Origin of the sequence: Streptomyces sp. TRM64462 (assembly GCF_013362995.1) — a bacterium.
Classification (GTDB): Bacteria; Actinomycetota; Actinomycetes; order Streptomycetales; family Streptomycetaceae; genus Streptomyces.
Genome location: NZ_JABWDV010000146.1, coordinates 1 through 12,113 on the forward strand (window position 1 = coordinate 1; position 12,113 = coordinate 12,113).

14 protein-coding genes are annotated in these 12,113 nt (G+C 73.0%); 1 reads left to right on the forward strand and 13 read right to left on the reverse strand.

All coding sequences use genetic code 11. The annotated features are described in order from the left end of the window. The first annotated feature begins 517 nt into the window (after positions 1-517). Positions 518-901 (forward strand): DUF192 domain-containing protein, encoded by a 384-nt coding sequence (locus HTZ82_RS06810; RefSeq protein ID WP_175408379.1) that lies wholly within the window; start codon positions 518-520, stop codon positions 899-901. On the opposite strand, the gene HTZ82_RS06815 is transcribed toward HTZ82_RS06810, so the two are convergent. The 13 genes from HTZ82_RS06815 to cpaB form a co-directional block, all read right to left on the reverse strand. After that, positions 873-2,111, reverse strand: a complete 1,239-nt coding sequence (locus tag HTZ82_RS06815) for a mannosyltransferase family protein (RefSeq protein WP_309235342.1) — start codon at positions 2,109-2,111, stop codon at positions 873-875. The genes HTZ82_RS06810 and HTZ82_RS06815 overlap by 29 nt on opposite strands. 41 nt (positions 2,112-2,152) lie before the next feature. Further along, complete coding sequence (locus tag HTZ82_RS06820; RefSeq protein WP_309235343.1) at positions 2,153-3,349, reverse strand: GDSL-type esterase/lipase family protein; 1,197 nt, start codon at positions 3,347-3,349, stop codon at positions 2,153-2,155. Positions 3,350-3,594: 245 nt separating this feature from the next. Continuing rightward, a complete protein-coding gene (locus HTZ82_RS06825) occupies positions 3,595-4,263 on the reverse strand; it encodes an OmpA family protein (RefSeq protein WP_175408381.1) in 669 nt (222 codons plus the stop codon). Continuing rightward, complete coding sequence (locus tag HTZ82_RS06830) at positions 4,260-4,865, reverse strand: hypothetical protein (protein ID WP_175408382.1); 606 nt, start codon at positions 4,863-4,865, stop codon at positions 4,260-4,262. The genes HTZ82_RS06825 and HTZ82_RS06830 overlap by 4 nt, the downstream gene beginning before the upstream one ends. A gap of 30 nt (positions 4,866-4,895) precedes the next feature. Continuing rightward, a complete protein-coding gene (locus HTZ82_RS06835; RefSeq protein WP_302852209.1) occupies positions 4,896-5,480 on the reverse strand; it encodes a pilus assembly protein TadG-related protein in 585 nt (194 codons plus the stop codon). Further along, the gene (locus HTZ82_RS06840; protein WP_175408384.1) at positions 5,477-5,710 is read right to left on the reverse strand and encodes a hypothetical protein; all 234 of its coding nucleotides are present in this window, start codon (positions 5,708-5,710) and stop codon (positions 5,477-5,479) included. Before HTZ82_RS06840 ends, HTZ82_RS06835 begins: the two co-directional genes overlap by 4 nt. Positions 5,711-6,036: 326 nt before the next feature. Beyond that, the gene (locus HTZ82_RS06845; protein ID WP_309235344.1) at positions 6,037-6,942 is read right to left on the reverse strand and encodes a DUF5936 domain-containing protein; all 906 of its coding nucleotides are present in this window, start codon (positions 6,940-6,942) and stop codon (positions 6,037-6,039) included. A 70-nt stretch (positions 6,943-7,012) separates the two neighbouring features. Next, positions 7,013-7,960: a type II secretion system F family protein gene (locus HTZ82_RS06850; RefSeq protein ID WP_175408385.1), complete on the reverse strand. Its 948-nt coding sequence runs from the start codon at positions 7,958-7,960 to the stop codon at positions 7,013-7,015. A 4-nt stretch (positions 7,961-7,964) separates the two neighbouring features. After that, entirely contained in the window at positions 7,965-9,314 is a 1,350-nt protein-coding gene (locus tag HTZ82_RS06855) for a CpaF family protein (protein ID WP_175408386.1), read from the reverse strand. Further along, entirely contained in the window at positions 9,311-9,691 is a 381-nt protein-coding gene (locus tag HTZ82_RS06860) for a TadE/TadG family type IV pilus assembly protein (protein WP_175408387.1), read from the reverse strand. The genes HTZ82_RS06855 and HTZ82_RS06860 overlap by 4 nt, the downstream gene beginning before the upstream one ends. A gap of 2 nt (positions 9,692-9,693) precedes the next feature. Next, positions 9,694-10,068, reverse strand: coding sequence for a TadE/TadG family type IV pilus assembly protein (locus tag HTZ82_RS06865; protein WP_175408388.1), 375 nt, complete (start codon positions 10,066-10,068; stop codon positions 9,694-9,696). Positions 10,069-10,072: 4 nt separating this feature from the next. Beyond that, the gene (locus HTZ82_RS06870; RefSeq protein ID WP_175408389.1) at positions 10,073-11,305 is read right to left on the reverse strand and encodes an AAA family ATPase; all 1,233 of its coding nucleotides are present in this window, start codon (positions 11,303-11,305) and stop codon (positions 10,073-10,075) included. A gap of 16 nt (positions 11,306-11,321) precedes the next feature. Continuing rightward, on the reverse strand, positions 11,322-12,056 hold the full coding sequence (cpaB, locus tag HTZ82_RS06875) for a Flp pilus assembly protein CpaB (RefSeq protein ID WP_175408390.1): 735 nt from the start codon (positions 12,054-12,056) through the stop codon (positions 11,322-11,324). Positions 12,057-12,113: the final 57 nt, after the last annotated feature.

Consider the following 12,113-nt stretch of genomic DNA (forward strand, 5'->3'; position numbering starts at 1 on the left):
GGCCCGGTGCGGGGGCGGGCGTCGGATCGGGCGCTGCGGAGGCGGGCCCTGGCGCGGGTGGTGGCTGGGTGGCCGGGGTGGACGCGGGGGCCGGATCGGGCGCTGCGGAGGCGGGTCCTGGCGCGGGTGGAGTGCTGGGCGGGGGTGGTGTGGGGGCGGGTGGTGGCTGGTTGGCCGGGGTGGGCGCGGGGGCCGTTTCTGGTGGTGGGGTGTGCCGGAGAGGGCTTGGTGCGGGGTGGGGCGGGTGGTTCTTGCAGGCGGGGCACGGGGTGGGGCCCAGCCAGGATCGGAGGGTGCTGGGGTAGGTGTGGCCGGCGGGGCAGGTGGTGCGCCAGGGGGTGTCCGGGGGGACCGAGAGGCGGTGGGCGGCGCGGGGGACGAGGAGGCCCGTGGCGGCGCCCCACACGGCTGCGGCGGCGATCAGCGTGGCGTACACAGCGCCGACCCTAGGAGGACCGCGGGTCCGGGTCACCCGAAAGCGCTGCGGTGCGGACGGGCCGCGGCCTACCGTGCCGGTATGAAGTGGCGTGACGGGGTGGGGACGTTGCGGGTGGCGGGCGGTGGGGTCGCCGCCCTGGAGGTCGCCGCCTCCTGGCGGAGCCGCGCTCGGGGGTTGCTGGGGCGGGACGGGGTGGAGGGCGCGGTGCTGTTGACGCCGTGTTCCAGCGTGCACACGTTCCGGATGCGGTTCGCGATCGATGTCGCGTATCTGGACCGGGAGTTGACGGTGCTGGACGTCGTACCGGCCATGCCGCCCGGGCGGCTGGGGCGGCCCCGGCCGCGGGCGCGGCACGTGCTGGAGGCGGAGGCCGGGGCGATGGAGCGGTGGGGTGTGCGTCCGGGCGTACGGCTCTCCGTGGACGTACCGGTCGTCACGGAGGGCCCGGGCCGAGGAGCGTGAACGCCCCGTACACGGCGGAGGCCAGGGCGAGGGCCGCCAGGACCGCGGCGAGGTACCGGTCGCGCAGCCGGGCGAGGGCGACCGCGGCCGGCAGCAGCAGCGGGAACGCGGGCATGATCAGGCGCGGCCGCGAGCCGAAGTACGCGGCGCCGACCAGTGACACGGCGACGATCACCAGCGTGTAGACGAGTACGGGCAGCGGCTGGCGCTGCCGTACGCACAGCCACAGCGCCCAGCCGAGCAGCCCGAACGCGGCGATGAGGCCGACGCCGGCGAGCGGGTGGGGGCCGGTGAGCTGTGCGGCCACGAAGCGGGCGAGCGCCACGCCGCCGTCGACGCGGTTGCCCCAGGCGGCCTGGACGTCGAAGTACGCGGTGGGGCTGCCGAGCCGTACGGCGACGAACGCGGCGTACGCGAGCCAGCCGAGCGGGGCGAGCAGCATTCCGGCGATGAGCGGCACGGGGACGAGCGGCACGGGGACGAGCGGCACGGGGACGAGCGGTTCGGGGACGAGCGGCACGGGGACGAGCGGCACGGGGCCCAGCCGCTCGGGGCCGCGGCGGCGTGCGGCGACCGTCGCGAGGGCCGTGACGCCGAGGGCCGCGACGAGCGCCACGGCGGACGGGCGGGTGAGCCCGGCCAGCGCGGACAGGGCGCCCGCCGTCACCCAGCGGCCGCGCAGCACGGCGTACAGGGACCAGGCGGCGAACGCGGTGAAGAGGCTCTCGGTGTACGCCATGGACTGGACGAACGCGGTCGGGTACACGCCCCACAGCACGGCGAGTACGACCCCGGCGCGCGGTCCCGCGATGTGCGCGCCGACGGCGTGGATGCCCCAGGCGGCGGCGAGCGCGGCCGTCCAGGAGACCAGCAGGCCGGCGGTGGCGGGGCTGACGGGGAGTACGGCGGAGAGGGCGCGTTCGAGAGCGGGGAGGAGAGGGAAGAAGGCGAGGTCGGAGTGGACGCCGCCGCCGTCCGGGAGGGTGACCTCGTAGCCGTATCCGTGCTCGGCGATGCGGGTGTACCAGACGGCGTCCCAGCGGCCCTTGAGCCGGTGCCAGGCGTCCTCCCCGGCCGCGGACGCGGCGACGAGGAGGACGGCCAGACCGACGAGACGCACGGCCGCGTAGCCGAGCAGCGCGGGCCCGGACCCCCGGTGCGGTGGGGGGTCGGGGGCCTCGGGCGGAGGTGCGGTGCGGTCGGGGAACACCCGGCCGATTATGTCGGGCGCGCCCACTCCGGTTCGCCGGGTTATGTGAGCGACGTGAGGTACATCGCGGAGGGACCCGATCCCGGCGTGTTGCGGCAGGAGTGGTCGCCGGTGGGCGCGGCGTAGAGGAGGGCGAGGCAGCGGCCCTGGCTGAGCTGGCCGTAGTAGTTGGGGTGCATGGACTCCTGGACCGGGCCCTGGGTCTCGTTGCTGTCGATCCAGCGCGCCCATTCGCTGGTGGTGGCGGACGGCGGCTGCGCGGCGGTGACGAGGCTGCTGGCGGTGGCGCACACCTCACGGCCCTGGAGCATGTCGCGCAGATCCATGAACTGGGCGCCCTTCGCGGCGGCGACCGCGCGGAGCCGGTCCGCGAGCTGCGGGACGAGGGAGTCGCGGGCCCAGTCGGAGTCCTTGTTCCAGAACGGGCAGCCGCCGGTGTTGACGCGGGACCAGCCGCTCTCGCTGTAGCGGTTCTCGCGGCCGCGCGGGATCGGGGACGGGTACGACTGGAGGACGACGCGGTAGGAGGCGGGGGCGTAGCCGGCGGTGGACATCACGGCGCGGATCTCGTCGACCGCCTTGGCGACGTTCGCCATGACGGTGTCGATCCGCTGGTCGACGAGGAGCTGCTGGTCGTCGTGGCAGTACGAGTACCAGACGATGTAGTCCTTGGCGCACTTCTCGATGATCGAGGCGAAGCCGAGGTCGTTGCCGCCGATGGAGAGGGCGATGACCTCGACGTCGTGCGAGGCGGCGACGGCGGCGAGCTGGTCGGCCTGCGGGGCCTCGCCCTTGAAGGACTGGCCGCCGTTCGCGGCGCGGAAGACGTTGTGGGTGGTGGCGCCGGAGCAGGCGAGGTTGATCAACGCCTGGGCGCCGGTGCCGGTGGCGCTGCGGACTTCGGAGGAGTCGGAGCGGTGGCAGCCGTTGGCGGCGGTGTCGCCGTACACGAGGGTGGGGTCGTAGGTGGAGCCGCCGGTCCAGGCGCGGTCGGTGCCGTCGCGGCTGCCGCTGTCGGTGAGGCTGTTGCCGCGCCACCGGCCGGCTTCGCCGGAGATGTAGCTGTCGCCCATGGCCACGATGGCGGTGGGCCCGCTGCCGGGGCTCGCGGCGGCGGGGGCGGCGCCGGCGAGGGTGCCGCCGAGTGTGCCGCCGAGGAGCGCGGCGAACGCGAGGGCGGCGGAGGCGAGGGGGGTGCGGGGGCGGGACCTTCTGCCTGAAGTGCGGGATCCGGACACGGCGAACTCCATCGTTCGGCCACGTGAGGGGCCGTGATACGGACATGCGTGGGCACGCCCGTGTCACACCCCATGGCGGTGTGGCGCACGGGTGAGGGGTAAGCCGCCGGCCGGTGGCATGCGGGAATGTGGCACGTCCCGAGTTGTTACCGCTAGGTAGCGTCGGGTTTCTTTTCGGTCACGGGACGGGCGGAATTCCGCGTCACGGAGAAGCGAAATCCGGCCGCACGAAGGCCCGTTGTCGTTCAGCCCTGGGTGCTGGTACCGGTGCCGGTGCGTGTCCCGGGGGCGGACGCGTCGGTGGGGAAGGAGACCTCCACGCGGCGGTTCTTCCTGCGGCCCTCTTCGGTGGTGTTGTCCGCGATGGGGTACTGCTCGCCGTAGCCCCTGATCTCGTACGTGATGTTCGCCGAGGTCAGAAGCGGCGAGAGGACGCCGTGGACGGCGTCGGCGCGCTGCTTGGACAGGACGTCGCCGTGGGCGTCGGAGCCGAGGTTGTCGGTGAAGCCGAAGATGCGGACCTTGGTGGCCTGTTGCCTCTTGATCTCCTCGGCGATCGCCGCGATGCGGGCGTTCGCCTCGGGGGTCAGTTCGGCGCTGTCCTTGCCGAAGAGGACTTCCGCCTGGAGTGCGAACTTGAGGTGGGAGCTGGTCTCCTCGCGGCGTTCCTCGCCGCCCTCGGACTCGACGATCGAGACGATCGGCAGCACCTTCGCGGGCGCGAGCGTCGCGCCGTCGCGCATCTTGAGGCCGGCCGCCCTCGGGTCGATCTCCGGCGGGGGCACCGTGGACTCGGTGCCGGGCGGCACGCTCGGCGTCTCGTCGGCCCACGCGACGGCGGGCCCGGCAGCGTGCAGGCCGGCGGCGAGGAGCAGGGCGGCGAGGAGGGTGTGGGCGGGGTGGCGGGGCATCATGAGAGCTCGATGGTCGCCGGGGACATCTTCGGCAGCTGGAACTCCACCTGTGTGGTGGTCGCCGGGGGCGCGGGGAACTGGGCGAAGACGACGATCTCCTCGCCTGCCTTCAGTGTGGTGACGCCCGTGGTCGTCAAGGGGTACCCCTCGGTGTCCCGCAGCACGTAGTAGCGCTTCTTCTCCAACTTGTCGATCAAGGTGGCTCCGGCGAAGGAGGGTCCGGTCTTCTTCACCTGGAGCTCCTCACCGTTCCATTCGAGCGGCGCGTCCAGCGTCTGAGAGGTCGGGTTCTTCAGCGTGCCGGTGACGGTGAGGAATCCGCCCTGGTCCTTGACCGCGGTGTGCAGGACCAGTTCGAATCCGCCCGCGCCGGTCACCGTGGCGAGGGTCTTGCTCGTGTCCGGATCGCCGGCCGTACTGGCTTCCTGCGGCTTCTGCTGCGCGGCGGGCGCCGATGAGGAGGTGTTCGCCCCGCCCGGCGGCTTCGCCCCGTCGTCGCCGCCTTCGCCGTCGCCGCCGCAGGCCGTCAGGACGAAGGCCAGTGCCGCGGCCGTCACAGCCGACGCGACCGCGTGTGGGGTCGCTCCGCCTCGCATACCCATGAATGCCCTTCCCTTGGGGTTCCTTCGCGGTCAGTCCTCGGTCAGCCGCACCTTGAAGAGGTCGGACATGTCCGGGAGATCCTTCGGGTCCACGTCGAGGTCGAAGTCCTCGCACTCCAGTGACCCTGGTGACGGGGCGTCTTCCTCGTCGGCCCGTTCGAAGGTGCAGCGCGGAACCACGACGGCCGTGGCCGTGGCTACCGCGTGGTCGCCCTCCGTACCGGGGAGGACGGTGTCCCCCACCGGTTTCTGCGACCTGACCGTCACCCGGAAGCCCCAACGGCCGTCTCCCAGCGCGTCGCAGCTCTGCACCGTCGCACCGTTCCGGGAGGCGTACGCGTGGCCGGCGCCGCAGCCGTCCTCACCGATCAGCGTGCCGTCGAAGAGCTGTCCGAAGCCGTCGCCGTCGAGGCCGTCCAGGACGAACCGGTCCCGGGAGTCCTTGGCTGCCGCCAGCGCGGCGGCGTCCGCCGCCGACTGCGCACCGTTGCGCGTGGCACCGGCCTGCCCCACCGCGAAGAACGCGAGCCCGAGAAAGAGCAGGCTCGCCACCATGAAGACGTACAGCGGCGAGGCCTGCCCCGACTCGCGGGCTGGGAAGGTGCCGCCGATCAGCTTCCGATGATCTTGCCCACCTGGGTGCGGAGCCCGGTGGCGATGGTGTTGCCGATGCCGGAGCCCACCACCGCGGCGACGATCACGCCGACGAGGATGATGATGCCCACGTACTCGACCACGCCCTGCCCGCCGTCGCCCCGCCGTTTCAGGGCCCGTGCCGTCGTCCTCGACCAGGTGCCCACGTACACCTTGGCCTGGGTCAGGGCCTTCAGTGCGATGTTCGACATGGCGGTCCCCTCCGGGGTCGGGATCGTGCGAGTCTTCGGTGTCGTACGCGCGTCCGGCTTGCTTGTTCATCATGGGCCCCACGGCCCGACCGCGGGCCCGAATGGCGAATCGCGGCCCGTTCAGGTGGTCAGCCACGCTTGTCGCACCCCCCTTCGCCCTCCCGTTGACTCAGCAACGAATGTGCCACATCCGCTTGCGGAAGCGAAGGGGTTCGGGGAGATTCGGGGGCGGCGGGCGGGTGCCTATTTCCCGTTGAGGGTGCGGGTGTTGGGGGTGGATGGTGGTCGTTCACGTTTGGACCGTATGCGGTTGCAGATGTCATTCCCTACCCGCCCAGCAGGTCCGTGAAGTCCGCGCCCGAGCCGTAGTAGAAGCTCAGCGCGATGAGGATCATCGTGGCCGGGAGCATCACGAGCGTGACCACGAGGGTGGTCTTCGGGACCGCCTTGGCCGCCGCGCGGCGGGCGTTCTGGGCGTCCGTGCGGCGCATGTCGTTGGCGATCTGGATGAGGGTGTCCACGATCGGGGCGCCCAGTTCCTCGCCCTGCTGGAGGGCCGTCACGAACATCGAGACCTGTTCGGAGGCGTTGCGCTTCCGGAGCTGGTCGAAGGCCTCCCTGCGGCTCACGCCCATGTCCATCTGGCGGAGCGTGATGCGCAGTTCGTCCGCCCACGGGCCCGAGTACCGCTCCGCCACCCGCTCCAGCGCCTGGCGGAAGCCGAGGCCCGCCGAGACGACCACCGCCAGGACGTCCAGGAAGTCCGGGAGGGTGCGTTCGATGTCGTCCCTGCGGCGGTGGATCGCGATGCGGAGGAGTACGTCCGTCCACGTCAGGCCGTACGCCAGCACCAGCGCCGCCACCACCCACTGGCCGCGCAGCAGCATCGCGAGCGCCGCCGCCACGCCCAGCGTGCCGTACACCGCGCGCCGCGCCGCGTACCGGTCGACGGTCAGGCCGCCCGGGTTGCCCGCCATGTCCAGGCGGCGGCGCAGCGCGTCGACCCGCCTCGGGCCCATCAGGCGCAGCACCGACGGGGCGTAGCGCATGCCCAGGCGGTCCACGCCGGACCCGACGGCGCTCGTGCGCGTCGCGCCCACCTCCAGCGCCACCGCCAGGTCGCCCGGCAGCTTCGCCTCCGCCCGGTACAGGCGTACGCCGTGGAAGGCGCCGTACACCGCGAGGGCCATCACGGCCGCCAGGAGGAGCCCTGTCCCGCCCAGTGCGTTCACCTCCGGTCCCTCCCCCTGAGACCCCTGACGCCCCTGACGCCCCTGACGCCCCTCACGCCCCTCATGCCCTTCACACCCTGACCTTCGACAAGCGGCGGATCATCACGAAGCCCGCCGTGTACAGCGCGAACGCGATGACCGAGCCCGCCTGTCCGACGAACGACCCCGTCATCTTGTCCAGCGCTCCCGGATTCATTCCGTTGATCATGAGGAGGAAGCCGAGGCCGAGGAGCGGCATGGCGAAGGCCGTCACCTTCACCTGGGAGAGGAGGGTGGTCACCTCGCGGCGCGTCTCCTTGCGTTCGTCCAGCGTGCCCGTGAGGTTGCGGAGCGAGCTCACCACCTGGCCGCCCGCCCGGTTCGACAGGACCAGCGTCGTGACCAGCACGACCAGCTCCCGGGACGGAAGGCGGTCGGCGAGGTCGCCCAGGGCGTCGTCCAGGCTGTGCCCGACGGCGAGCCGGTCGGCGACCTGGCGCAGTTCCTCGCCCGCCGGGTCGTCAAGCTCGTCCGCCGCCAGGGCGATGGCGGTACGCAGGGCCAGGCCGGCCTGCGTGGCGTTGGCCAGGACGCGGGTCAGCTCGGGCAGCTGGTTGATGAACGCCTCCGTACGGCGCTGGCGCTGCCAGTTGAGGAAGGCGTCCGCGCCCCACAGCCCGGCCACCACCGCCAGCGCCCCGAAGAACGGGGCGAAGACCGCCGCGATCGTCAGGTACAGGGCCAGGAGCGTGGCCACGGCGTACACGACGTACTCGGCGGGCGTGAGGTTCAGGCCCGTTACGGCGAGCTTGCGGTCGATACGGCGGCCCAGGCGCGTCCCGCGGAGGCGGCGGTCCAGGGCCGCGAAGCGGCGGCGCCGGGACGCCGCCGGGAGCGGGCCCGTCTGGGCCATCCGCGCCACGAGCGCCTTCCGCTGCGCCCGGCCGGCGGCGTAGCTGTGGACGCCCACGACGGCCAGGACGCCGGCGAGGACGGTGACGCCGAGGGTGCCGAGGGTCAGGAGCGGGAGGTCGGCCATCGGTTCACGCCGCCGTTCCCCGGCGCAGGGCCAGTTGCGCGTCCGTCTGGGCCACGCCGAAGGCCGCCGGTGTCGGCTCGTTGTGCATGTACAGGCGCTGGGCGACCCGGCGCGGCAGCGGGTGGTGCGTGAAGTGCCCGTACACGCGGCCGTCGGCGGCCATCGGCTGGGCGTCGAAGCGGCAGACCGTCGCTATCCGGTAGTCCTCGCGGCCGTGCGAGTCGAGCACCGCGATCTCCGTGATCCTGCGCGAGCCGTCCGCGTGCCGGGTGAGCTGGACGATGACGTCGACGGCGCTGTTGATCTGGTCCTTGATGGCCGCGAACGGCACCTCGACCTCCGACATGGAGGCGAGGGTCTGGAGGCGCATCAGGGCGTCCTCGGCGCTGTTGGCGTGGACGGTGGCGAGCGAGCCGTCGTGTCCCGTCGACATCGCCTGGAGCATGTCGAGGGTCTCGCCGCCGCGCACCTCGCCGACGACGATGCGGTCCGGGCGCATCCGGAGGGAGTTGCGGACCAGGTCGCGGATGGTGATGCGGCCCTTGCCCTCGACGTTGGCGGGGCGCGACTCCAGCGTGATGACGTGGGACTGCTGGAGCTGGAGTTCGGCCGAGTCCTCGATGGTGACGATCCGCTCGCCGTCCGGGATGAGCCCGGAGAGCGAGTTGAGGAGCGTGGTCTTGCCGGTGCCGGTGGCGCCGGAGACGATCACGTTGAACTTCGCCCGCACCAGCCCGGCCAGCAGCATCACCATGTGCTCGTCGAGCGAGCCGAGCGCGACCATCTCGTGGAGCGTGAACGCGCGCGGGAAGCGGCGGATGGTGAGCACCGGGCCGGTGAGCGAGAGCGGCGGGATGATGACGTTGACGCGCTCACCGGACGGCAGGCGCGCGTCGACCATCGGGTTCGACTCGTCGACGCGGCGGTTGACGGTGGAGACGATGCGCTCGATCGTCTGCATGAGCTGCTCGGTGGACGAGAAGCGCATCGGGAGGCGTTCGAGGCGGCCGCGCCGCTCGACGTACACCTGCTCGGGGCCGTTGACCATGATCTCGCTGATGGAGGCGTCTTCGAGGAGCGGTTCGAGGATGCCGAGGCCGAGGGCCTCGTCGACGACGCGGCGGATGAGCTGGGAGCGCTCGGCGGAGGAGAGGACGGGGCCCTCGCGGCTGATGATGTGGCCGAGTACGCGTTCGAGGCGGGCGCGGCGGTCGGCGGCGGCGAGCGCGGACATCTCCGCGAGGTCGATCTCTTCGAGGAGCTTCGCGCGGTAGACGCCCACCAGGTGGTTCTCCTCGCCGCCGCGGCCGCCGCCGGCCGGCTCGGGCGTGTGGATACGGGCCCGCAGGCTCATGGGGTCCCTCCCTCGCTGGACGTGACGGGCATGGTGGTGGTGCGGGTGACCGGGTCGAAGCTGAGGAGGGGCAGGACGGTGGGGACGTTCACGGTGACGGTGGCCGTGACGTCCTCGGCGCCGGCGCCGGCGGGTGCCGTGACGGTGGCGCCGTCGGCCAGCCAGCCGCTCATCGCCGCGCTGCCGGCTGCCGCGCCGTCGCCGCCCTGCGAGGCGACGCGGGCGGCGGCGCGGGCGGCGGTGCCGGCCTGCTGGGCGGCGTAGGCGACGATGCCGAGCTGTACGGCGGCGAGTGCGGCGAGGATGAGGACGGCGAGCCATCCCGCGAACTCGACGGCGGCCTGGCCCCGGTCGCGCCCGGGCTGCGGTGGGGGCATGGTCAGTCCTCGCGTTCGTCGGCCGCTGCCGCGTGTGCGCGGACGGTGAAGGGGAGGTCGACGCCCGGGAAGAGGGCCGGGACCTGGAGGGTGACGTCGGCCGTGGCGAGGTCGCCCGAGGCGCCGCAGGACGTCGAGGCGGACCAGGCGCCCGACAGCTTCGACCCGGCCGCCGCCTGGCAGTCGCCGCCCACGGCGCCCGCCCGGGCGGCCTCGTCGGCGGCGTTGCCCGCCAGGGCGTACGTGTAGCCGATGAGCGTGGCCTGCCACAGCAGCAGGAGGGTGCCCAGGATGAGCGGGACCAGGCCCGTGAACTCGATCGCCACCTGGCCCCCGTCCGCCACCCGGCCCCCGTCCCTTGCGCCGCGCCGCAGCATCCCGCTACCTCCTGCGCGCCCGGCGCAGGACCACCGCGCCGCGATCGGCGGGCTGCGGCTCCTGCGCCGCCTTGACCAGGCCGAGTTCGCCGGCGAGGGCCCACAGGGACTGCTTGACGGCCGACTTGGGCTCCAGTTCGTGCATGCGGCCCGCGTCGACCGCCGGCTGGAGTTCCTTGAAGGCGGCCGGGACGGCGGTGCGGGCGACGCGGGTGCCGGTGATCTTCTCGACGAGGGCCGGCTGGATCTCCGTATGGCGGGTGTGGCGGTTCACGACCGTCGTGGTCTCCTCCGCCTTGCGGATCTGGAGCCGGTCCCAGAGGCGGACCATGCGTTTCGCCGCACGTACCGCCACCACGTCCGGGGTGAGGACGAGCAGCGCCCTGTCGGCCATCTCCACGGCCGCCGCGTTCGCCGCGTTCATCTGCGTGCCGCAGTCGACGACGACCACCTCGTACCGCTGGCGCAGCGCGCTGACGATCTGGCGGGCCGCGCGGTCCGTGACCTCCTCGCCGCGCTCGCCCTCCGCGGGCGCCAGCAGCAGGGCGAGGCCCGTCGCGTGCGTGTACAGGGCGTCCTGGAGGACCCGCGGCGTGACGTCCTGGATGGCGGCCAGGTCCACGGCCGACCGCCGGAACTGGACGTCCAGGTAGGAGGCGACGTCCCCGGCCTGGAGGTCCAGGTCCGCGAGGGCCACGGTGTGGCCGGAGGCGCGGGCGGCGAGGGCGAGCTGGACGGCCGTCACCGTCGTACCGACGCCGCCCTTCGCGCCGGTCACCGTCACGACCGTGCCGCCCGGGCCGGTGAACACGTCGCCCGTGTGGCCGAGGTGGCGGCGTACCCCGGCCGCCCACGCGGCCGCCGACGCGACGCGCTGGGCGAGTTCCTCGTACGAGAGGGGGACGCCCGCGATGCCCCGCGCGCCCGAGTCCATGGCGGCCGAGTACAGCACCGGGCTGGTGTCGGCCGTGACGAGGACGACCCCGACCGCCGGGAAGCGGAGGGCGACCTCGCGGATCAGGTCGAGTGCGGGGACGGGGCCGATGCGTTCGTGGACGAGGACGACCTCGGGGAGTTCGTCCAGGGAGTCGGCGGCGAGTCGGCCGAGCGTGTCGACGAGGGCCGTCGAGTCGCCGACGGGGCCGGCCGGCTCGGTGTCGGGGAGCTGGCCGAGCAGGGTGGTGACGGCCCGGGCGGCGTCGGGGTCACCGACGGCGGGGAGGATGCGAGTGGTCATCCTGCTGCCTGCTCCCTCACTTGGTCTTGTCTTCGTCGAGCGTGTACGTGGAGTCGCCGGGTTTCGGGGACGCCTGCGGCCCGTCCTTGGGGAGCAGCGCGAGCCGTACGTGCTTCGCGAACGACTCGGCGTACGCGACGCGCTGGGCGTCGGCGGTGGTGAGGGCGAAGGTGATCGGCACGGCCTCGCGGGCGCCGTACGCCCTGGCGCTGTCGCCGCCGCTGCCGCGCTGGTCGATGGGGGTGAGCTTGCCGACGTCGAGGACGCGGGCCCCGGGCACGATGAGCCGGGACTCGGCGACGGCGCCCTTGCCTCGGCCCTCGTCGTCGAAGGTGGCGTAGATGTTGACCCGGGCCCCGGCGGTGATCTTGCCGGCGACGCCCGTGGAGGCGTCGATCATGATGGCGATCTCCTGCTCGCCGCTCTCCAGGGCGGGCCGGTCCGCGACCATGTCCTTCTGGAGGAGGGAGCCCTTCTTGAGGTCCGTGACGGCGATCTTGCCGGTGACGGCGGAGAGGTCGCGTACGGCGTTGGCGGAGAGCCAGCGCTCCGGCATCGTGATCTTCTCGAACCGGTCGGGCTGGAGGGGCGTGTAGGCCGCCACGTCCGCCTTGACGCGGTACGCCGTGACCTCGGGGCCGACCTTCGCCTGGACGTCGCTGATGACCACGACGACCCCGGCGAACGCACCGAGGGCGCACAGGACGGACAGGACGAGCAGGATGACACCACGGCGCTGGCGTGCGTTCATGGGCGGGAGAACCTCGCGGGGTGGCGGGCGGGGGACGAGGGCGGAGACGGGGTCGGG